The 21539-nt window shown below is 64.6% G+C and carries 20 protein-coding genes; 14 read left to right on the forward strand and 6 right to left on the reverse strand.

From position 1 onward, the window contains the following. Positions 1–159 precede the first annotated feature (159 nt). Positions 160–1338, forward strand: a complete 1179-nt coding sequence (locus tag NFI08_RS00570; protein ID WP_349586399.1) for a TauD/TfdA family dioxygenase — start codon at positions 160–162, stop codon at positions 1336–1338. A gap of 16 nt (positions 1339–1354) precedes the next feature. Here the strand turns inward: NFI08_RS00570 and NFI08_RS00575 are convergent, their stop codons facing one another. After that, entirely contained in the window at positions 1355–2260 is a 906-nt protein-coding gene (locus tag NFI08_RS00575) for a LysR family transcriptional regulator (protein ID WP_045991710.1), read from the reverse strand. Between the two features lie 173 nt (positions 2261–2433). Between NFI08_RS00575 and NFI08_RS00580 the strand changes: the two genes are divergently transcribed. Next, a complete protein-coding gene (locus tag NFI08_RS00580; protein ID WP_045991709.1) occupies positions 2434–3510 on the forward strand; it encodes a tartrate dehydrogenase in 1077 nt (358 codons plus the stop codon). Between the two features lie 39 nt (positions 3511–3549). Here NFI08_RS00580 and NFI08_RS00585 read toward each other — a convergent pair whose 3' ends face one another. From NFI08_RS00585 to NFI08_RS00600, 4 genes are all read right to left on the reverse strand, one after another. Then, positions 3550–4863, reverse strand: a complete 1314-nt coding sequence (locus tag NFI08_RS00585) for a TRAP transporter large permease (RefSeq protein ID WP_045991708.1) — start codon at positions 4861–4863, stop codon at positions 3550–3552. Next, on the reverse strand, positions 4863–5372 hold the full coding sequence (locus NFI08_RS00590) for a TRAP transporter small permease subunit (RefSeq protein ID WP_240184180.1): 510 nt from the start codon (positions 5370–5372) through the stop codon (positions 4863–4865). The genes NFI08_RS00585 and NFI08_RS00590 overlap by 1 nt, the downstream gene beginning before the upstream one ends. A 55-nt stretch (positions 5373–5427) precedes the next feature. After that, positions 5428–6477 carry a TRAP transporter substrate-binding protein DctP gene (dctP, locus tag NFI08_RS00595; RefSeq protein WP_108132408.1) on the reverse strand — a complete coding sequence of 350 codons (1050 nt, stop codon included), beginning with the start codon at positions 6475–6477 and terminating at the stop codon, positions 5428–5430. A 509-nt stretch (positions 6478–6986) separates the two neighbouring features. After that, positions 6987–8048, reverse strand: coding sequence for a class I SAM-dependent methyltransferase (locus NFI08_RS00600; protein ID WP_349586405.1), 1062 nt, complete (start codon positions 8046–8048; stop codon positions 6987–6989). Positions 8049–8203: 155 nt separating this feature from the next. On the opposite strand from NFI08_RS00600, the gene NFI08_RS00605 reads away from it, so the two are divergent. The 11 genes from NFI08_RS00605 (at position 8204) to msrA (ending at position 18311) form a co-directional block, all read left to right on the forward strand. Next, the gene (locus NFI08_RS00605) at positions 8204–8800 is read left to right on the forward strand and encodes a lipocalin family protein (protein ID WP_108448237.1); all 597 of its coding nucleotides are present in this window, start codon (positions 8204–8206) and stop codon (positions 8798–8800) included. Between the two features lie 128 nt (positions 8801–8928). Next, the gene (locus tag NFI08_RS00610) at positions 8929–9951 is read left to right on the forward strand and encodes an SMP-30/gluconolactonase/LRE family protein (protein WP_045992790.1); all 1023 of its coding nucleotides are present in this window, start codon (positions 8929–8931) and stop codon (positions 9949–9951) included. 428 nt (positions 9952–10379) lie between these two features. Beyond that, complete coding sequence (locus NFI08_RS00615; RefSeq protein ID WP_349586409.1) at positions 10380–11387, forward strand: succinylglutamate desuccinylase; 1008 nt, start codon at positions 10380–10382, stop codon at positions 11385–11387. A gap of 223 nt (positions 11388–11610) precedes the next feature. Beyond that, complete coding sequence (locus NFI08_RS00620) at positions 11611–12381, forward strand: ABC transporter ATP-binding protein (protein WP_045992792.1); 771 nt, start codon at positions 11611–11613, stop codon at positions 12379–12381. A gap of 18 nt (positions 12382–12399) precedes the next feature. Next, positions 12400–13104, forward strand: coding sequence for an ABC transporter permease (locus NFI08_RS00625; protein WP_045992793.1), 705 nt, complete (start codon positions 12400–12402; stop codon positions 13102–13104). Then, positions 13104–13835: an ABC transporter permease gene (locus NFI08_RS00630; protein WP_045992794.1), complete on the forward strand. Its 732-nt coding sequence runs from the start codon at positions 13104–13106 to the stop codon at positions 13833–13835. The genes NFI08_RS00625 and NFI08_RS00630 overlap by 1 nt, the downstream gene beginning before the upstream one ends. Before the next feature lie 194 nt (positions 13836–14029). Next, on the forward strand, positions 14030–14797 hold the full coding sequence (locus NFI08_RS00635; protein ID WP_371931862.1) for a transporter substrate-binding domain-containing protein: 768 nt from the start codon (positions 14030–14032) through the stop codon (positions 14795–14797). 438 nt (positions 14798–15235) lie between these two features. Next, positions 15236–16018 (forward strand): transporter substrate-binding domain-containing protein, encoded by a 783-nt coding sequence (locus NFI08_RS00640; RefSeq protein ID WP_349586414.1) that lies wholly within the window; start codon positions 15236–15238, stop codon positions 16016–16018. A gap of 61 nt (positions 16019–16079) precedes the next feature. Continuing rightward, the gene (iadA, locus tag NFI08_RS00645; protein WP_349586417.1) at positions 16080–17237 is read left to right on the forward strand and encodes a beta-aspartyl-peptidase; all 1158 of its coding nucleotides are present in this window, start codon (positions 16080–16082) and stop codon (positions 17235–17237) included. Positions 17238–17352: 115 nt separating this feature from the next. Then, complete coding sequence (gene msrB / locus NFI08_RS00650) at positions 17353–17799, forward strand: peptide-methionine (R)-S-oxide reductase MsrB (RefSeq protein ID WP_108132402.1); 447 nt, start codon at positions 17353–17355, stop codon at positions 17797–17799. A 2-nt stretch (positions 17800–17801) separates the two neighbouring features. After that, positions 17802–18311 (forward strand): peptide-methionine (S)-S-oxide reductase MsrA, encoded by a 510-nt coding sequence (gene msrA, locus NFI08_RS00655; protein ID WP_045992797.1) that lies wholly within the window; start codon positions 17802–17804, stop codon positions 18309–18311. A gap of 142 nt (positions 18312–18453) precedes the next feature. Here the strand turns inward: msrA and cadR are convergent, their stop codons facing one another. Beyond that, positions 18454–18903 (reverse strand): Cd(II)/Pb(II)-responsive transcriptional regulator, encoded by a 450-nt coding sequence (gene cadR, locus NFI08_RS00660; RefSeq protein ID WP_222515997.1) that lies wholly within the window; start codon positions 18901–18903, stop codon positions 18454–18456. Positions 18904–19406: 503 nt separating this feature from the next. On the opposite strand from cadR, the gene NFI08_RS00665 reads away from it, so the two are divergent. After that, positions 19407–21509 (forward strand): heavy metal translocating P-type ATPase, encoded by a 2103-nt coding sequence (locus NFI08_RS00665; protein WP_349586422.1) that lies wholly within the window; start codon positions 19407–19409, stop codon positions 21507–21509. The last annotated feature ends 30 nt before the right edge of the window (positions 21510–21539 follow it).

Consider the following 21539-nt stretch of genomic DNA (forward strand, 5'->3'; position numbering starts at 1 on the left):
TTCTGGCCCTGTGGTTTAGCGACGATGAAAAAGACGGTCATAAGCCAGGCTTGGCCTAAGGCGTCATATTAGTCGTTTGTCGCCATCGCCTCGAGCCCCCACCATCGGCGTCAACACTCGTCACCTATTTCGTCAACACTCGTCACCTGGGAGCCATCCATGAGAACCACCTCGTTGACCTCGACCGCCGACGCCGGCCACATCGATATGCACGAACTGGCCCCCTGGCCCCAGCACCTGACGCTGACCGACGTGGTCGCTGAAGGCTTGCGTCTCTCGCTGGTCTGGAACAACGGCGACCGAGGACAATTTCCTCTGTTGTGGCTGCGCGATCACTGCGCCTGTGATCAGTGCCGCCACCCCCTGACCCGGGAACGCCTGGTCACACCGATGGCCGCCGTTCCAGGGCTCGACGAGGCCCGCATCGAGCACGGTCAGCTCCACCTTGACTGGCAGGACGGACACCACAGCCGCTTCGCCGCCGGCTGGCTGCACCAGCGTCGCCCCGGCGAGGCCGCCATCGACAGCCTGCCGCGGCCTGTCGCCTGGCAGACGCCGTTTTCCCCCCAGCATGTGCGGCATGCCGATCTGGTAGCCGGGGGCAACGGCGAAAAAGCCTGGATCACGGCGTTGCTGCGCGACGGCCTGGTGCTGCTCGACGAGGGGCCGCTGGAACTCGAGGAGGTCAGTCGCCTGGCACGGCGCATTGGCCCGCTCAAGGCCACCAACTTCGGGGCTCGCTTCGACGTCATTTCAAAGCCCAACCCCAACAACGCGGCCTACACCTCGATTGCCCTGGCGCTGCACACCGACCTGCCCAACTGGCGCCAACCGCCGGACATGCAGTTGCTGTATTGCCTGAAGAACGATGCCGAAGGCGGCGGCTCGATCTTCGCCGACGGCATCCAGGTCGCCGAGGCGCTGCGCGCGGCCAACCCAGATCACTTCCAGCTTCTGGCCGAGACCGCCATCGACTTTCGCTTCCAGGACGAGGAACACGATATCGGCGTCCGCGAGCCTGTCATCGACGTCGGCACGGATGGGCGCATCCGCGAGATTCGCTTCAACAACTGGATTCGTGACACCTTGCACCTGCCTGCCGACCTGATCACCCCCTGGTACGAGGCCTACCACCACTTCTGGACCCTGCTGCATGCACCACAGCATCAGATTGCCCTCGACCTGCGTCCCGGGCAGATGGTGGCCTTCGACAACCGCCGGGTACTGCATGGACGTGAGGCCTTCGATCCCACCACCGGGGAGCGTCACCTCCAGGGCACCTACCTGGACCGCGACATGCTGGAATCCCGGCTGCGAGTGCTGGCACGCAAGGGCTGACGGGGCCGGCAGTCGTTCAACCGAGTGACGGGATCCTGGCCGCCAGGCGCCGAGCGAGGAAGTCGACCAGCGCACGCAAGCGCGCGGGGACGTGCCGGCGCTGGGCGTAGACCGCGAAGAAATCGGCACGCACCCCCTGCCAGCCCGGCAGCAGGCTGACAAGGCGCCCCTCCTTCAGTTCATCGTGAACGTCCCACCAGGAGCGCAGCATCACCCCGTGACCATCGAGCGCCAGTCGCTTGATGACCTCACCGTCATTGCTGGTAAGGCGCCCGCCGACCTTGACCGACGTCTCGACACCGTCGGCGTCGACGAATCGCCACAGCGCAAAATCGCTGTCATTCTCCCGCAGTACCAGACAGGCGTGGCGCTGCAGCGCCTGGGGAGTCTCGGCCCGACCACAGCGCTCGATATAGTCGGGAGAGGCGCAGGCAACACGTCGGCTGGCCACCAGACGGCGGGCCACCAGGCGCGAGTCAGGGGGCTCGCCGATACGGATGCCCAGATCCACGCCCTCCACCAAGGGCGCGGGAAAGTTCGAGAGTTCCAGTGACGCCTCGATGCCCGGATGCAAGGCACAGAACTCGGACAGCAAGGGCGCCACATGGCGACGGCCGAAACCGAAGGTCGCGTTGAGCCGCAGCGGTCCCGCCAGCGCCTCGCGATCCTCGCCCAGGCTCTCTTCCAGTTCGGCCAGCTCATCCAGTAGCGCGACTCCCCTTGCCAGGTAACGCTCACCTTCGGCGGTCAGGGTAAGCCGCCGGGTGGTGCGCGTGGCGAGTTCCACCCCGAGCCGCGCCTCCAGCTGCTTCAGACGCTTGCTGACCGCCGACAGCGACAGTCCCAGCTCGCGTGCGGTGGCGGTCAGATTGCCGGCCTGGGCCAGTTGACGAAAGAACGCCAGATCATCGAGCGATGCCACCCTTTTCTCCACTTGAGGTCAACAATGAATTGCCATCGAGCCCCATTATCGCCTCGCTGTAAAGAGCTAGACTGACCTTACACCTTGCCGCCGCCACCCTTCACACCAAGCACAATCGTGGCCGCTGCGCGAGGCACCCTCTACACGCCAGCAGACAGGATCAAGGAGCTTTCATGGCCCATCGCATCGCCATCATCGCCGGTGACGGTATCGGCACCGAAGTCATGCCCGAGGGCGTGCGCGCCCTCGAGGCTGCCGCCAAGCGCTTCGCTATCGACCTGGATACCCAGACCTTCGACTTCGCCTGCTGCGACTACTACCTCGAGCACGGCAAGATGCTGCCGGACGACTGGCGCGAGACGCTGATCGACTTCGATGCGATCTTCTACGGCGCCATCGGCTGGCCCGAAAAGGTACCGGATCACATCTCGCTGTGGGGCTCGCTGCTCAAGTTCCGCCGCGAGTTCGACCAGTACGTCAACCTGCGCCCCTGCCGCCTGCTGCCGGGTATCAAGAGCCCGCTGGCCGGTCGCGAGCCCGGCGACATCGACTTCTACGTGGTCCGCGAGAACACCGAAGGCGAATACTCGAGCGTCGGTGGCACCATGTTCGAGGGCACCGACCGGGAGGTGGTGATCCAGGAAACGGTGATGACCCGCCACGGCGTCGACCGGGTGCTCAAGTACGCCTTCGACCTGGCCCAGAGCCGCCCGCGCAAGAAGCTGACCTCGGCCACCAAGTCCAACGGCATCGCCATCACCATGCCCTGGTGGGACAGCCGTGTGGCCGAGATGGCCAAGCAGTACGGCGACGTCGAGGTGGACAAGTTCCACATCGATATCCTGACCGCCAACTTCGTCATGCATCCGGACTGGTTCGACGTGGTGGTGGCCTCCAACCTGTTCGGCGATATTCTTTCCGACCTTGGGCCCGCCTGCACCGGCACCATCGGCGTGGCGCCCTCGGCCAACATCAATCCCGAAGGCACCTTCCCGAGCCTGTTCGAGCCGGTTCACGGCAGCGCCCCGGATATCGCCGGCAAGGGCATCGCCAACCCCATCGGCCAGATCTGGTCCGGCGCCATGATGCTCGAACACCTGGGTCACAAGGACGCCGGTGACGCCATCCTGGCCGCCATCGAGGCGGTGCTGGAAGACGGCGACAGCGAAGTGCTGACCCCGGACCTGGGCGGCAACGGCACCACCGAGCGTCTGGGCGCCGCGATCAGCGAGCGTATCGCCCAGGGCTGAGCGCCCTGCCGGCCCGGCATCCTCGAGCCGGGCCGGTCTTCAGAACCCCACGATCTGCTCTGGCAACCATGTCGCCAGACTCGGCACCAGTGCCACCGCCAGTAGCGTCACCAGCTGGATCGCGATGAAGGGCAGCACGCCTCGGCACATCTGACCGTAGGTGATGTCATCCGGGGCGATGGACTTCAGATAGAAGATCGATGATGCCATCGGTGGGGTGAGATAGCTGGTCTGGATGGTCACCAGCACCAGGGTGGCGAACCAGACCGGATCGATGCCCAGTTGCTTGACCACCGGCGTGAAGATCGGAACGCAGATCAGCACGATGGAGGTCCAGTCGAGCACGAAGCCGAGCAGGAAGGTCACGCCGAGGAAGAACAGTATGACACCGGTGGGGCCGCCGAGCTGCTCAGCGATCTCGGCCACCATCTCGCCGCCGCCGTTGACCGCAAAGATCCCAGTAAACATGGTGCCCCCCGCCACGATCAGCAGAATCATGGCGGTGATGCGCACCGTCAGGGACAGCGACTCCCCTAGCGCCTGGACGCTGATACCGCCATTCATCACAGCCAGCAGCAAGGCGCCGCCCACGCCGACCGCCGCCGCCTCTGTCGGTGAGGCAATGCCCATCAGCAGCGAGCCCAGCACCGCAAACATCAACAACAGCGGGGGTACCAGGGCCTTGGCGGTGATCGCGAGCTTCTGGCCCAGCGGCAAGGGTGTCGCCTCCACGGCCGGAGGGCCGTCCTGGGGGCGCAGGGCGCAGCGCACCAGAATGTAGAGAGCAAACAGCGAGACCATCAATCCGCCTGGCAGAATGATGGCGGCAAAGAGTTCGCCGATGGAAAGCTGGGCAAGGGCCGCATACACCACCACGATCACGGTCGGCGGAATGATCGTGCCCAGAGAGCCCCCGGCGCAGATGGTCCCGCTCATCAGGCTATTGCGATAGCCATAGGCGCGCATCGCGGGTATCGCCATCAGACCGATCATGATCTCGACAGCACCGACCACTCCAGAGGCGGCGGCAAAGATGGCCGCCATGGCGATCGTCGTCAGCGCCAGCCCCCCAGGCAGTCGGCCGATCCAGAGCTGGATGGCATCGAACAGTTGACGCGCGATTCCCGACTTCTCGAGGATTCCTCCCATCAGCACAAACAGCGGGATGGAAGACAGCACATAGTGGGTGGCGGCGCTGTAGACGCTACCGTACAGCTGCTGAAAGATCATCGGTCCGAAGGCGTACCAGCCAGCGGCAACCGAGACCAACGTCAACGAATAGGCGATGGGGATGCCCAGGAAGATAAGCAGAAATAAGCCGGGAAACATCAGACCGGCAACGAGGGCATCCATCAGCGACTCTCCTCGGTGGTACGTACTGTACAAAGCTGCCGCACTCCGTCCACCGCAAGCTGGCAGGCGAAGAGGGAAAGCCCGATGGCGATAAGGGCGTAGAGCGGCCACATCCTGGGTGCCCATACGCTGACCATTTCCACCTCATTGGTGTGCCAGGCCCGCAGGGTGCGCAGCCATCCGTGATGCGCCATCAGCGCCACCACCGGCATCATCAGCAGTAGATAGACGGCACCGTGCAGGCGCTGGGCCAGACGCGGCGGAAGCAGGCGACTAAAGGCATCGACCCTGACGTGGCCATCCACCTTGGCGGTCCAGGCGATGCCGAGAACAAAGGCAGTTCCCGTGGCCATGTAGGACAGATCGAAGGCCCAGATGGTCGAGGCATTGAAGACATAGCGTGCAATGACTTCGTAGAGCATGGCGCCGGTCAGGGCGACAAGCGCCAGGCGACTGCCCCACGCCAGCAGCGTCGACGCCCTGTCGATGAGGTTCATCAGTGTATTCATGAATAGGCGTCACCCCGCAGGCCGAGGTGACGTTCCTCCAGGATCGGTTGAGGGGTCAGTCGCGGATCAGGTAGTCGTTCTGCTCGCTCCAGCGCTGCTGGTAGGTGCGGTAGTCTTCCAGCAGCGCCTGCATTGCAGGATCGTCTGACGCTTCAACCGTGGCCTCCATCCAGGCCCGACCGCTCTGGGCCAGATCCTCGACAAACTCGGGGTCCAGGCTCACCACTTCATTGCGGCCCGAACGGTAAGCCTCCATGGCCAGCATGTCCTGGTGATAGAACTGGCTCAGGCCTTCATAGGTCGTGAGCTTGGCGGCGGCTTCGATCAGCGGCTTGAGGTCGTCTGGGACGGCCGCCCAGGTGTCCTCGGTCACGACAACCTCCCAAAGGAAGGTGGGCTGATGCACGCCGGGAACCACGATGTACTTGGCGGCTTCATGGAACCCTTCTGGCTGGTTGCTCGATGGGGTTGCCCACTCCACCGCGTCGACACCCTTGCGCTGAAGCAGGGTGTAGGTGTCCCCCGGCGGCACCACGGTCGGCACTGCGCCGTAGTATTCACGCATCACCTCCGCCCAGGGGCCCGACGTACGATACTTCAAACCTTCGAGATCGTCGGCACCATCGATCCTGACGTTGGCGTGAGCGAAGACTTCGGTGGAGCCGATACCGACGATCAAGGAATGCAACCCCTCGCTGGCGCGCAGCTCCTGCAAGGCCTCTTGACCGCCCCCTTCGTAGATCCAGTTGATATAGGTCTCCGGCCCCATGCCACCGGGGAAGCCGGCAAAGATGGCGTTGATGGGCTTCTGGTTTACCAGGTAGCTGGGCGTGGAGTGCCCCGCCTCCACGGTGCCTTCCAGCACGGCCTCGTATACCTGCAACGCAGGTACGATCACCCCTGCGCCGAAGGGTTTGATCTCCACCCGACCCTGGCTGAGGGTGTCGGCGTTGTCGGCAAACCGCTCCAGAAAGTTCTCGTAAAAAGGGGAGCCCGCCGGTACCGAGGTCGGCACCTTCCACTCGACGTCAGCCGCCAGGGCAGGCGCCACCAGCCCCATCACCAGACTTCCGATCGCTGCTGCACTCAAGGCCTTGTTGTTCATTGTATTGACTCCATCGGTGTATCCAGCGCCCATCGCCAGATTCCACATTCCCCAACGCTTCGACAGGCCGATACACCCAGACTCAGGCAACGCCGCCAAAAACGTAGATTGTATAAAATATATTTACAGGATACCCAAATGCAAGAGCGCCGTGAAAGCCCGCCCCTGTGATCCATCAAGACAATGGTCAGACCAGAACCCGGTCAGGTGGCGCATGCCAGCTCGACGTGACACAACCGCACCAGGCCACCCTGTACCAAGGCGTCGCGCGTCGGCCGAGAGAGCCCGCGAAAAAAGCACGGAGGGAAGGCAGGAAACAGAGAAGGATGCCGAGAGAAGAATGCAGAGAGACGACCAGAGAGCACAGAGCATTAGCAGGCTTGGCAAACCCGTGCCCCCGAGGAGGCAACCATGGGAGAGGGAGCCTCCTGGAGGAGGCCGTCCGCTGAACGACATACAGCGGCGCTTATTCTATGAATCCAGGTGCTTGAATTCAGGGGGTCAAACTGTCAGGTTCGCGGCAATGGGTGGTGTTGCCACACCCCCTGGACCACCCTAACCCGGTCGTCGCTGAGGTTATCGAGCAGGTTACGGCCCATCTCCACGAAGACCTCACCAAAGATCAGCGCAGGCCCGGGCAAGCGGGGACGAATGGGAGGACGGGCAGCAGGTCCTGACGCCTGAGGTGACGACTCGCCCCCCTCCTGCCTGGGCGGCTGCGCCTGGTCCGTGTTGCTGCCCCCATGGGCTCGGCGGTCGGTCCCGCCCTGCTCGCGACGCCGGTGATGGCTGCGCCAGGCCAGCGCCTCGGCGCTGACATCCTCCAGTGCCTGGCGCTGAAACCCGGCGGCCTGGAGGTGTTGCTCGAGATCCTTCAGGGACAACAGTCGGCTATGCTCGGGCGTTCTCGCCCAGGGCACCGGCAGCGATAACGGCGCAGGATTGTCGCCTCGAACCACCTCGTGGAGCAGCAACCTGCCGCCCGGGGCGAGCACCCTGCGACACTCGCTCAGCACAGCGGCGATGTCCGGCATATTGAGCAGGGCATGCTGGCACCACACCGCCTCGACACTGGCATCCCCCAGCGGCAACTCGGCAGCATCGGCGCACACGAAACGGGTACTGTCCTCCAGTCCACAGGCCCGACTCAGCCAGGTCGCGACCTCGATGAAACCCGGCGTGATATCCACCCCCACCACTTCGTAGCCAAGCTCGCGGGCCAGCAGACGACTGGCGCCGCCGGTACCGCACCCCAGATCGAGAAGGCGCGCTGCGCCGCTGGAACCCGTGCCCGCGACCGCGTCCAAGCGAGGACCGTCCCCCTTGTTCGGGGACTGGCCGGCATCTCCCCCCGCCAGGGCCATCAATCGCCGGCTGGCCGCCCTGCCCCCCAGATGCAGTTGATCGATACCGGCCATCTCGTTGTGACTCAGATGGTCGGGGTCGCATCCCGCCTCGACGAAGGCACGCTCGAGCCGTGCCAGCAGGCTTCCTTTGGCATCATAGTGCTGGCCCAGCTGGCTACCTGCCGTTCCCTGCGCGGCCTCTCCGGGTGTCCCCTTTAGCGTCATGCGGCGCTCCTTGCACGTTTATGGCTGCTCGACCTCAAGCGGGAAGCCTCTTGGACAACAGCAGCAAAAAAGACATACACTTCTTGTACGGAAATTATGCAACACATTCAGCGGTGACTCGTCTTCCACCCGCCTGCCACCCTTCAGGAGCCCTCATGGATACGCAAGGACGCCGGCCTTCGTCGGCCCCGGCTCGAAAGCCGACGCGCCTCTCCACCCTGCTCGCAGCCGTTGGCGCCCCGCTGGTGCTGTCGGCCTGCACAGGCCTGCCCTCTGGCACCCAGCCCATCGATGACTTCGCCCTGGAGGACTATCTGGGTCGCTGGTACGAGATCGCGCGCTTCGATCACAGCTTCGAGGAAGGGCTCGACTGCGTCACCGCCGACTACGCCACCCGGGATGACGGTGGCGTCCAGGTGATCAACCGTGGCGTCGACCTGTCCAAGGGCGAGCCCGACGTGGCCGAAGGCAAGGCCTACCTGCTGGAGGAAGACAACGTCGGCCGCCTGAAGGTGAGCTTCTTCGGCCCCTTCTATGCAAGCTACAACATTCTGGCGCTGGATGACGCCGGACAATGGTCGCTGGTCACCGGACCGGACCGCGACTATCTGTGGATCCTCGCCAGAAGTCCCCAGCTTGACGATGCGACCTACCGCTCGCTGGTCCAGCGCGCACAGGATCTGGACTACCCGGTCGAGGAGCTGATAGAGGTCGAACAGGGCGAGGAGTGCGAGCCCTATCGCCAGGGCTGAGCAATAGTCAGGCGCTGCCGCAGGGCCGCCTGACTTCGTCAGAATGTATAACATACAGACCAGTGAACACCTCATACGCTGAAAGGGCGACCACCTCGGTCGCCCTTTCACTGCATGGAGGTCAAGCAATGTCACTGGGAAGACGAGAGTTTCTTGCCGCCACGGCGGCCATCGGCGCCACCGCTGCGGCGCCGTCGCTATTTGCCCACGCCGGCGGCACGCCCGAGCGCTATCCGATCGACGCCTGGCAGGTGGTGGATGATCGCTTCAAGCAGTACATGCTGTTCAACGCCCCGCTGGAACGGGAATGGACGGGCGGACTCTGGCTCGAGGGGCCTGCCTGGAACGCCGTGGGTCGCTACGCAGTGTTCAGCGACATCCCCAGGGCCCGGCAGATGCGCTGGGACGAGGCCAGCGGCCAGGTCAGCGTGCTGCGTGATCATATCGGCCATTCCAACGGCAACGCTTTCGACGATCGTGGTCGCCTGATCGCCTGCGAACACTCGCCGGCCCAGGTGGTTCGCTACGAGTGGGACGGCAGTCGCCATGTGCTGACCAGCACCTTCGACGGCAAGCCACTCAATGCCCCCAACGATCTGGTCACCCTGCCCGGCGGCGCCATCATCTTCACCGACCCCGGCTACGGCGCGCACTCCGACTACGAGGGCAAGCAGCGCTCGCTCGAACTCGAGACCGCCATCTACTACTGGGAGGACGGCATGCAGGAGCCGACCCGTCTGACCACAGAGCTCTACAAGCCCAATGGTATCGCCCTGGGGCCGGACGGCAGCTCGCTGTATGTCACCGATACCGCCCCTTCGCACCATCCCGATCAGCCCGCTACCATCACGCGATTCACTTTCAGCGCCGAGAACAGGACGCTGGCTGGTGCCGAGAGGCTGGTGGAAAGCACCAGCGAGGGCTACGACGGCATGTGCTGTGATGAGGACGGCAACCTCTGGGTCGGCACCTCAGGGGGCGAGGGCAAGGATGGGGTCAGCGTGTTTGCTCCGGATGGCACCCTGATCGGTCGCGTCCTGCTGCCAGAAGTCTGCGCCAACGTCTGCTTCGTCGGAGAGAAGCGCAACCGTCTGCTGATGGCCGCCAGTCAATCGCTGTATACCCTCTATACCGGCGCTCGCGGTCTCTAGGCGCCTGCCGCTGTGGCCGCTCATCTCCAACCCGGCGGCGAATGCTGCCGGGCCTTTCATTATCGCACCCCCGGTTTTCACCAGATCGACGCTCGCTCTTGCGAGGTCCCTCGCTGCCTAAGAAGGTGAAGCGGCATCCGCGCCTCCAGCGATGATCGAATGCCCGACCATCGGCCGCTGACAGGCCACGCCCTGCCCTGTTTCCGTTCGCCCCAGCTCGGCTGGCGAGTCGGCCCGGAGGGTCGCTAGTGGGTAGGTAGTGGGCCAGCTCTGGGCCGATAAGAGGCAACGGGGTCCTCCTGGGGGCTCGCAATGGTGCGGCGACAAGAATTCGATAAATGCCTTGGCAACAAGAAGACTCCCGATGACGTTTGTTCTGACACCCGACTCAGGTTCCCTTTGTTCCTCGCCTCTGGCGGGAGGTCGCCATGCTGGCTGAGTGGCTGACGGCAAGTCTTGAGGCCGATGCGTCGTCCCCCGACCGGCCGATCAAGGGCCGGGAAGGCTCGCTAAAAGGCGGCCGCTATCGGATCGAGGGGCCAGGCCTGCTGCGCCTGATCCCGGACACCGTCAGCGCAGATGCACGCGCCTGCGTGCTGTCCGTCGGCATCCACGGCAACGAGACCGCGCCGATCGAGCTGCTGGGTGATTGCCTGGCGCGCCTGGAGGCAGGGCTTGCCTCTGTCGGTGCTCCGGTATTGGTGATCCTCGGCAACCTCGAGGCGATTCGTCGCAACACCCGCTTCGTCGAGACCAACCTTAATCGGCTGTTCCGGCGGGAACTCGACCAGCTAGGCGACGAGGCCGTCCGCGCGCGTGAGCTGATGGCCGCGGTGGATGCCTTCTTCGCCGACCACAGCCAGCTGCCAAGGCTGCACTACGACCTGCACACCGCGATCCGCGACAGCCACTACCCACGCTTCGTGGTGGACCCTTTCGCCGAGACTCGTACCGATAGCGAGCAGTGGCACTGGATGGCCGGCGCGGGCATCCAGGCGGCGCTCAAGCAGCATCAGCATAGCTGGACCTTCTCCCACTACAGCAAGCACTACCACGGCGCCCAGGCGTTTACCCTGGAACTCGGCAAGGCGTTGCCGTTCGGCCACAATGATCTCGAGCCACTTGAACCCATGGGCCGGCTGATTCAATCGCTGATCGCCGGACAATTGCCCGAGTCGGGCGAGATCCAGCAGCTGGATGGCTTTGCGGTGGCTGTCGAAGTGTTCCGTGAAAGCGAGGACTTCGCGCTGTGCTTTGCCGATGACATTCCCAACTTCACCGAGTTCGCCCCCGGTACCGTGGTGGCGCGTGACGCCCAGGCCGGCGATACCCGTATCGGTGACGAGCCGCTCAAGGTGGTGTTCCCCAACGCCAGGGTAGAACTCGGCGCTCGAGCGGCGCTGCTGGTGCGCCCGGTGAGGCTGACATCAGCGTAAGATCGCACCTCTTTTACTTACAATAAATATATACATAACAACAACCTGGAGATAGACGCATGACAACTCCCGCCCCTATACTCGACGAAGGTCTATACCCCCTCGGATCAGCTTCGTCTGCTGCGCCGTTCCAAGCCTGTTAGAATCCCCCGTTTTTTTCGCGCCAGCCCGCGCCATCCGGCCGGCCCACCCGGCACGGCCGATTCTATCTGGAGCCCGATTCATGGCTGATACACCAATTCCGCTGGAAGTGCGCAATATCAAGAAGCGCTTTGGCAACACCGAAGTGCTCAAGGGGCTGTCTCTCGAGGCCCGCAAGGGGGACGTCATCACCCTGATCGGCGCCTCCGGCTCCGGCAAGAGCACCTTCCTGCGCTGCATGAACCTGCTTGAACAGCCCAACGAGGGCGAGCTGTTTGTCCACGGCGAACAGATCCGCTTCAAGGAAACCAAGCACGGCCGCGAGCCTGCCGACTGGAACCAGGTGGTACAGATGCGCGCCAAGCTGTCGATGGTCTTCCAGAGCTTCAACCTCTGGGCCCACATGACCCTTCTGGAGAACGTCATCGAAGCGCCTGTCCACGTGCTCAAGAAGTCGAAGAAGGAGGCCATCGAACACGCCCGCGCCCTGCTAAAGCGGGTCGGCCTGGCCGAACGCGCCGACTACTATCCGGCCCAGCTTTCCGGTGGCCAGCAGCAGCGTGGTGCCATCGCCCGGGCACTCGCCATGGACCCGGAGGTCATGCTGTTCGACGAGCCGACCTCGGCGCTGGACCCGGAGCTTGTCGGCGACGTGCTCAAGGTCATGCGTGACCTGGCCGAGGAAGGCCGCACCATGATTGTGGTAACCCACGAAATGGCCTTCGCCCGCGACGTCTCCAGTCAGGTGATCTACCTGCACCAGGGTCAGGTCGAGGAAGCGGGTCCGCCCGACCAGGTGCTGGGCAACCCCAGCTCCGAGCGACTCAAGCAATTCCTTGCACCCAAGCGCTGAGGCGGCCAGGAGAGACCCATGATTGACCTTCACGGTTACGGGCCACGCCTTCTCGAGGGGGCGCTGGTCACCATCGAACTGGCGGTGCTGTCACTGATCCTGGCCATCGGGCTTGGCCTTGTCACCGCCAGCGCCAAGATGTCGCGCAACTGGGTGGCCCACCGCCTGGGCACCCTCTATACCACCATCATCCGCGGCGTACCGGACCTGGTGCTGATGATGCTGCTGTTCTTCGGCGGCCAGATCGGCATCAACATGGTCACCGACTGGCTGTATGCCCGCTTCGGTATCGACATCTTCATCAACGTCAACGAGTTCGTCGCCGGCGTCCTGACCATCGGCCTGATCTTCGGTGCCTATATGGGCGAGACCTTCCGTGGCGCCTTTCTGGCGGTGGACAGCGGCCAGATCGAGGCAGGCCGCGCCTACGGCATGAGCCACGCCCTGGTGTTCCGCCGTATTCGCTTCCCGCAGATGATGCGCCATGCCCTGCCGGGCCTGTCCAACAACTGGATGGTGCTGTTGAAGACCACTGCCCTGGTCTCGGTAATCGGCCTGTCCGACATGGTGCGGGTCGCCGCGGAGGCCTCCAAGGCCACCCGCGAGCCCTTCCTGTTCATGATCATCGTGGCGGTCATCTATCTGCTGATCGCCAGCGTCTCGGAGTGGTTCTTCGCCAGACTGCAGAAGCGCTACGACGTCGGCTTCGGAGGGCATGACTGATGGATTCACTGCTTGCCTCAATCGAAGCACTGCTGGCCAACAACACCATCTTCACCCTCGACACCCTGTCCTACTACGGTGAGGGCCTGACCACCACGGTCCAGCTGGTGTTCCTGTCATTGATCGTCGGCCTGATCGCCGCGGTGCCACTGGCCATCGGCCGGGGTTCCAAGCGCCGCTGGATCAAGATGCCGATCTTCTTCTACACCTATGTGTTCCGCGGCACGCCGCTGCTGGTGCAGCTCTATCTTATCTACTACGGCGTGGTGTTCGTCGAGGGCATCCAGGACACCTGGCTATGGGTACTGCTGGAGAAGCCGTTCTTCCCGGCGCTGGTGGCGTTCTCGTTGAACACCGCGGCCTACACTACCGAGATCTTCCATGGTGCGATCAAGGCCACCCCGCGTGGCGAGATCGAGGCGGCCAGGGCCTACGGCATGCGCTACTCGCTGATGATGCGCCGCATCGTGCTGCCCAGCGCCTTCCGCCGGGCGCTGCCGGCCTACGGCAACGAGGTGATCTTCATGCTCCACGCCAGCGCCATCGCCAGCGTGGTGACCATCATGGACCTGACCGGTGCGGCACGCTTCGTCTATGCCCGCTACTACGCGCCCTTCGACGCCTTCCTGTTCGTGGCGGCGATCTACCTGTGCCTGACCTTCGCCATCCTGTACCTGTTCCGCTATCTGGAAAAGCGCCTGCTGGCTCACTTGAAGCCGGCCTCCGGTTAAGCCGTCGTGACGCCGGAGGCCACCGCCTCCGGCGCCGTCGCGCTATCGTCAAACAAGCGTTGGGAACTGGCGTTTCATTTCTGCCGCCCTGCCCTTCCTGAGAGGGCCCCGATTCGCTAAGGTGATGGTATGCGTCCACAAGACGCCCTCCCATCGCATCAACACCCGCTTATCAATAACAAGGGTTTACCGATATGACACTGCGCAAGCTCTTTACCGCTGGCCTGATCGGCACCGCGGTTCTCGCTTCTACCGCCCAGGCCGAGGTTCGTGACATCCGCATCGGCGTCGATGTGCCCTACGAGCCGATGGAATACCGCACCCCCGACGGCGAGCTGACCGGCTTCGACATCGATCTGGGTAACGCTCTTTGTGCTGAAGTCGGCATCCAGTGCGAGTGGGTGGTTCAGGGCTGGGACGGCATCATCCCCGGCCTGATGGCGCGCAAGTACGACGCCATCATGTCCTCCATGACTATCAACGACGAGCGTCGTGAGCAGGTGCTGTTCTCCGACCCCTACTTCACCCCGCCGTCCGCCTGGTTCGCCCCGACCGACCTGGAGATGGGCAACCCTGACGTCGAGTCCCTCGAGGGTCTGACCATCGGCGTGCAGCGTGGCACCCTGCAGGACAACTACGTCACCGACCTGTACGGCGACGTGGCCGATGTCAGCCGCTACGCCACCGCCGACGACCTGGTGCTGGACATGGACTCCGGCCGCGTCGACATCGGCTTCCTCGACTATCCGGTCGGCAAGTCGACCCTGCTGGACAGCGAGGCAGGCGACTACAAGGTGGTCGGCGAGCAGATCACCGAGCCCAAGGAGTACTTCGGTGACGGCTTCGGCATCGCCTTCCGTCAGCGTGACGAGGACCTGGCCAAGGCCTTCAACGAGGCGCTCGCCACCCTGAAGGACAACGGCACCTACGAAGAGATTCATGCCAAGTACTTTGCTGAATAAGTCTTTGCTGAATAAGCATCTTGCTGAAGCAACAAGTCCTGCTCGAGCCAACGCCTCGAGCAGGCACCGCGCCGGACCTTCCGGGTCCGGCGTCACCACCGGCACTCGCTGGAACACTTGCTGGCAATCTTGCTATAGCACTCGCTAGAACACTCGCTAGAACACTCGACAGCACCTTGAAGCGACAGGACATCTTCGTGCCCCTGACCTGGCTCCCCATCTTCGCAGAGTCCCTTCCCCGGCCGCCCTGGCTGGATGGCTTTGCCCTGAGCGAATGGTTCGACGAATAGCGTCCCCGGCGTATACTCCAACGCCTTGAAAGTTCTGCTTGTTCGCCCTCCCCTGGCGACATTCCCCTGTCTGTCGGCAGCCCCCTGCTAATGCATCGCTGCAGGGGTCATATGCTGTGGTTATTCACTCTTGTCCAAGGAAGTCCCCATGAATCGTTCCCCCCTTCTGCTGGCCTCCGCCCTGTCCGCGCTGATGATCGCCGCAGGCCCGGCACTCGCCGATGAGCCGCTGCGCCTGGCCGTCGATGTGCCCTACGAACCCTTCGAGTACAAGACCGCCGACGGTACCCTGACCGGCTTCGAGATCGACCTGGGCAACGCCGTCTGCGAGCGCCTCGAGATCCAGTGCACCTGGGTCGAGCAGCCCTGGGACGGCATGATCCCGGCGCTGATGGCGCGCAAGTTCGACGCCATCATGTCGTCCATGGCGATCACCGAGGAACGCAGCCGCCAGGTGCTGTTTTCCGAGCCCTACTACACCACCCCGAGCGCCTGGATCACGCCGCGCGGCCGCGACATCGACATCGCCGACAAGGCCAGCCTCGAGGGCCTGAGCGTCGGCGTGCAGCGCGCCACCCTGCAGGATCGCTACGTCACCGACCTGTACGGCGATGTGCTCGAAGTGCGCCGCTACGCCAGTGCCGACGACGTGGTCGCCGACCTGCGTGCCGGCCGCCTGGACCTGACCTTCATGGACTACCCGATCGCCGAGGCGATGATCGACATCGATACCGAGCAGAGCGACTTCGTGCGCATCAGCGACTTCATCAAGGAGCCCGAGACCTACTTCGGCCAGGGCGTCGGCGTGGCCTTCCGCAAGCGCGACCGTGAACTCGCCGAGCGTTTCAACGAGGCCCTGGCCGAGCTCAAGTCAGACGGCACCTACGACGAGATCATGAACGAGTACTTCAGCTACGACGTCAAACTGTGAACGTTGCCCTTTATCGTTCAGGCCGGCCTGCCCCAGGGCCGGCCCTGTCTCGGGAGCCGCCATGCTGACCCTTCTGAAGAATGCCCGCCTCTACGCCCCTGCCGCGGTGGGCCTGAAGCACCTGCTGATCACCGACCGCCGCATCGCGGCGGTGCTGGAGCCCGAGGCCAGCGTCGATGAACACTTTCCCGGCCTCGAGGTACACGACCTCGAGGGCCGGCGGGTCATCCCTGGCCTGGTCGATCCGCTGGTGCACATGACCGGCGGTGGTGGCGAAGGCGGCTTTGGCACCCGCACCCCCGAGCTCCGCCTCGAGGATGCCATCGCCTCCGGCGTCACCACCCTGGTGGGGGCGCTCGGCACCGACGCCCTGACCCGCACGCCGGCCAACCTGCTCGGCAAGGTACGCGAGCTCGCCGCCGGCGGCCTGAGCTGCTACGCCTACACCGGCTCCTACCAGCTGCCGCCGGTGACCCTGACCGGCTCGGTGGCCGAGGATATCGTCCATATCCCCGAGTTCATCGGCGTCGGTGAGGTCGCCATCAGCGACCATCGCGGCTCCCAGCCCAGCGCCCATGAGCTTGCTCGGCTGGCCTCGGAAAGCCGCACCGCCGGGATGCTCGCCGGCAAGTCCGGGATCGTCTTCATCCACACCGGCGACGCCGAAGGTGGCCTGGAGATCCTGCGTGAGGTAGCACGCACCACGGCCTTGCCCATCGCCCAGTTCATGCCGACCCACATCAACCGCACCGCGGCGCTGTTCGAGGATGGCCTGCGCTTCGCCCGGGACGGCGGGCGGGTCGACTTCACCACCAGCACCACGCAGGAGCTTCTGGCCGACGGAGAGGTGCCGGCCTCCGAGGCCGCCGCCAGGGCGCTCAAGGCCCGCGTCGACCCTTCGCGCATCAGCCTGTCCTCCGACGCCAACGCCTCCCTGCCCCGCTTTGACGCCGAGGGGCGATTCGTCGGCCTCGAGGCGGGCCGCCTGGACAGCCTGTTCGAGGTACTGGGCGAGTGCGTCAACGACCACGGCATCGCCCTGGAGGTCGCCGTGGGCCTCGCCAGCACCCACGCCGCAGACGCCCTCGGGCTCAAGCGCAAGGGACGTCTGGCGGTCGGTCAGGACGCCGATCTGCTGGTGCTCGGCGACGATGACTGGGCCATCGACCAGGTCTGGGCGCTGGGCCAATGCCTGCATCGGCGTGACACGAATCGTTAGGCGTGTAAGGATCTCTCCATCACCACGACTGATTACGGTCCCGCAAGCTGGCGTGTAACCTTGATGGCAAGCCATCGCGCCGAGCCTGCGTCTCCCCCACCCACGAGGAGAGCCCATGAAAAGCTATGAAAAGTCACCCGAGGCCATCGCCCGACTGAACCGCGAGCAGTATCGGGTCACCCAGGAAAGCGGCACCGAGCGTCCCGGCACCGGGGAGCACCTGCACAACCAGGAGCCCGGCATCTACGTGGACATCGTCTCTGGCGAGCCGCTGTTCGCCTCGTCGGACAAGTACGAGTCCGGCTGTGGCTGGCCCAGCTTCACCAAGCCGATCGAGCCGGCCTACGTCAACGAGCTGGTGGATTCGTCCCATGGCATGATCCGCACCGAGGTGCGCTCATCCCACGGTGACAGCCACCTGGGTCACGTCTTCAACGACGGCCCCAGGGACAAGGGAGGCATGCGTTACTGCATCAACTCGGCGTCGCTCAGGTTCATCCATCGCGATGACATGGAAGCCGAGGGCTACGGCGAATATCTGAATCAAGTCGAGGAGGTCTGAACATGGCACAACAACGCGCAGTTCTCGCAGGCGGGTGCTTCTGGGGCATGCAGGATCTGATTCGCCAGTTGCCAGGGGTCGAGTACACCCGGGTCGGCTACACCGGTGGCGACGTGCAAAACGCCACCTATCGTAACCACGGAACCCACGCCGAGGGTATCGAGATACTGTTCGATCCCGACGTGATCAGCTATCGCAAGCTGCTGGAGTACTTCTTCCAGATCCATGATCCAACCACGCCCAATCGTCAGGGCAACGACCGTGGCATGTCCTACCGCTCGGCCATCTACTACGTGGATGAAGAGCAGAAGCGTGAAGCGCTCGACACCATCGCCGACGTGGAAGCCTCGGGTCTGTGGCCCGGCAAGGTGGTCACCGAGGTCGAGCCGGTGGGGGATTTCTGGGAGGCCGAACCTGAGCACCAGGACTACCTGCAGCGCATTCCCCATGGCTACACCTGCCACTTCCCGCGCAAGGACTGGGTACTGCCCAGGCGCACCGAAGAGGCCTGATGCGCGTCGTCTGACAACGTCAACCAGGCCATCGCATCACGGCACCCACCAGCGCCGCCCCTCGGGGCGGCGCTGTCGTGTCCGGCTCCTGGTCCTGTCCGGGCTCTATGCAAGGGGAGACGCGGGCTTGCGCCAGCCGGGCTCAACGCCGCGGATGGACGCCACCGACGTGGGCATGCTCCAGCGTCTCGGGGGGATCGACCGGCTGGGACAGTTCATTAAGGATGCCGCACTCGCCGACCTTGCCCTGGCCTGCGCAGCGACGGCGCAGGCCTTCCAGTTCGACCTTGAGCCTGGAGAGCTGAGCGATCCTCTGCTCGACGTGCCCCAGGTGCGCCTCGATCAGGGCGTCGGCCTCCTCGCAGGGCTGATCGGGATCGTCCTGACACGCCAGCAGCGCGCGGATCTCGTCCAGCGTCATGTCCAGGGCGCGGCAGTGACGGATAAAGTCCAGACGCTCGGCGTGGGCCTCACGATAGAGTCGATAGTTGCCCTCGCTGCGCGCAGGCTCGGGCAGTAGGCCCTCGCGCTCGTAGTAGCGCACCGTCTCCACCTTGACCCCGCTGCGTCTTGCCAGCTCGCCGATCTTCATGGGTTTTCCTCTCGCCAAACGTCCGTCCATTCTGGCCAGGCATCGACTGTCTCGTGCCAGCCCTTGACCCTATAGTGACTACAGGGTGTCAACTCTGACTCAGAGACCCGAGTGGAGTTCCCAGGATGGTAGATTCCCCCAAGATGGCAGATTCCCCTGAAGAGCGCAGCGCGAAAAGTACGAGCAAGGCCGGCTGCTGCGCTTACCGAAGCGCAGACGGCGATTCCAGTGTTGATGCAAGACCGGCAAGCACAGATGCCTGCTGCGGCTCCGACGCCAGGACCGAAACAGTAAGCGAAACCAGCTCGGCAAGCGCTGGCAGTTGCTGCGCCTCCAGTGCCACGCCCCGCACTGAAACCAAGACCGAAACTAGAGACGAAACAACAAGCGAAACCAGGCCGGCGGGAACCAGTACCTGCTGCGGGGCAGCCGAGACTGCCGACACCCCACAGAGCAGCGAAGCGTCCCCTTCGGCCAGTCGTCTTGCGCTGACCATCGACGAGATGTGCTGCCCCACCGAAGAAGGCGTGCTCAGAAAGGCGCTGGCCGATCTTCCCGGGGTCGAGGCACTGAGCTTCCAGCTGATGCAGCGTCGTCTGGTCGTCCATCACCACGGGGTCGATCGAGACGCCCTGACCGCCCGTGTCCGCGACACCGGCATGACGCCTCGCTTCGAGGATGACCAAGGCGCCGACGCCGCCGATGATTCCCGCAGCACCACGACGACGCCCTGGGGGCGCCTCGCGCTGGCCGGCATTCTGGCCCTGGGCGCCGAGGCCATCGGCTGGCTAGGGCTGACCGCTGGCTGGCTTACGCCGCTGCTGGCCATCGTCGCCATCGCCCTGGTCGGCATTCCCACCTGGAAAAAGGGCCTTGTGGCGCTGCGCCACGGCACCCTCAACATCAATGCGCTGATGAGCGTGGCGGTAACCGGCGCCATGCTGATCGGCCACTGGGCCGAGGCGGCCATGGTGATCGTGCTGTTCACCCTGGCCGAGCACCTCGAGGCCAGGTCGCTTGCACGCGCGCGCCAGGCCATCTCTGGACTGCTCGACCTGGCCCCACCCAGGGCACGGGTGCTGGATGAAGGAGAGTCTGGCAGCGGCGAGTGGCGCGAGATCGACGCTGACGACGTCGCCATCGGTGATCTGGTCAGGGTACACGCCGGCGAGCGTCTGGCGCTGGACGGCGAGATCGTGCGCGGTGACCCTAGCCTGGATGAGGCGCCGATCACCGGCGAGAGCCTGCCGCGTGATCGCTCCCTCGGCGAGAGCGTCTACGCCGGCTCCATCAACCTGGCCGGCGACTTCGACTACCGCATCACCCGGCGGGCCAATGACACCACCCTGGCGCGCATCATCCACGCGGTGGAAGAAGCCCAGTCCCGTCGCGCGCCTACGCAGCGCATCATCGATCGCTTCGCCGCCATCTACACCCCGGTGGTGTTCGTGCTGGCCGGGCTGGTCGCGCTGGGCTGGCCACTGCTCGGCCTCGGCCCCTGGCTCGACGGGGTCTACCGCGCCCTGGTGCTGCTGGTCATCGCCTGCCCCTGCGCGCTGGTGATCTCCACCCCGGTAACGGTGGTCAGCGGCCTCGGTGCCGCCGCACGCCAGGGTATCCTGATCAAGGGCGGCGTCTTTCTCGAGCAGGCCACCCGACTCACCCACCTGGCGCTGGACAAGACCGGCACCCTGACCGAGGGCAAGCCACGGCTGGTGCGCTCAGCTGCGCTCGGTGACAGCAGCGACGCCGAGGGACAGCGCCTGGCCCTCGCCCTGGCGGAGCGCTCCAACCATCCGGTATCCCGCGCCCTGGTGCAGGGGCTGGGCTCTCAGCCTGCTTCTCAGCCCGCGGTCTCACTGGAAGGTGTCGAGGAGCGCGGCGGTCGTGGTCTGGTGGCAAGCGAGGCCGATAGCGGTGCGACGGTGTGGCTCGGCAACGCCCGCCTGGCCGGCGAGATGGGGGTCAGCCAGGCCCAGCTGACCAGCGGTGACGCCGACAACGACGACGCCGGCATCGTCTGGCTGGGGCGCGACGATCGGCTGCTGGCCTACTTCGCGGTCAGGGACGCCCTGCGCAGCACCAGCCGCCAAGCCATCGAGCGCCTGCATCGCCAGGGGGTGAGCGTCAGTATGCTCAGCGGCGACGCCCAGGCCAGGGTCGATGCCATCGCTCGTGAAGCCGGCATCGACGAGGCCTACGGTGAGCTGTTGCCGGAGGACAAGCTGGCGCGCCTGGACGCGCTGTCCCGCCGTGGTGTGTGCGCCATGGTCGGCGACGGCATCAACGACGCCCCCGCACTGGCCCGGGCCGATATCGGCATCGCCATGGGCGCGGCAGGCAGCGACGTGGCCATCGAGACCGCCGATATCGCACTGATGAACGACGACCCGGCCAGCCTGCCACGGCTGATCGACCTGGCCCGTAGCACCCGCCGCCTGCTGGTGCAGAACATCGCCCTGGCGCTCGGCATCAAGGCGGTATTCCTGGCCCTGGCGCTGACCGGCCACGCCACCCTGTGGATGGCGGTGTTTGCCGACCTGGGCTCGAGCCTGCTGGTCGTCGGCAACGGACTGAGGATACTCAGACAGCGGTTTGATGGTTGATAGGCAAAGAGGGAGCACCTGAGCCTGGCT

It is taken from the genome of Halomonas sp. EF61 (genome assembly GCF_040147045.1).
In the GTDB taxonomy this organism is placed as follows: Bacteria; Pseudomonadota; Gammaproteobacteria; order Pseudomonadales; family Halomonadaceae; genus Halomonas; species Halomonas litopenaei.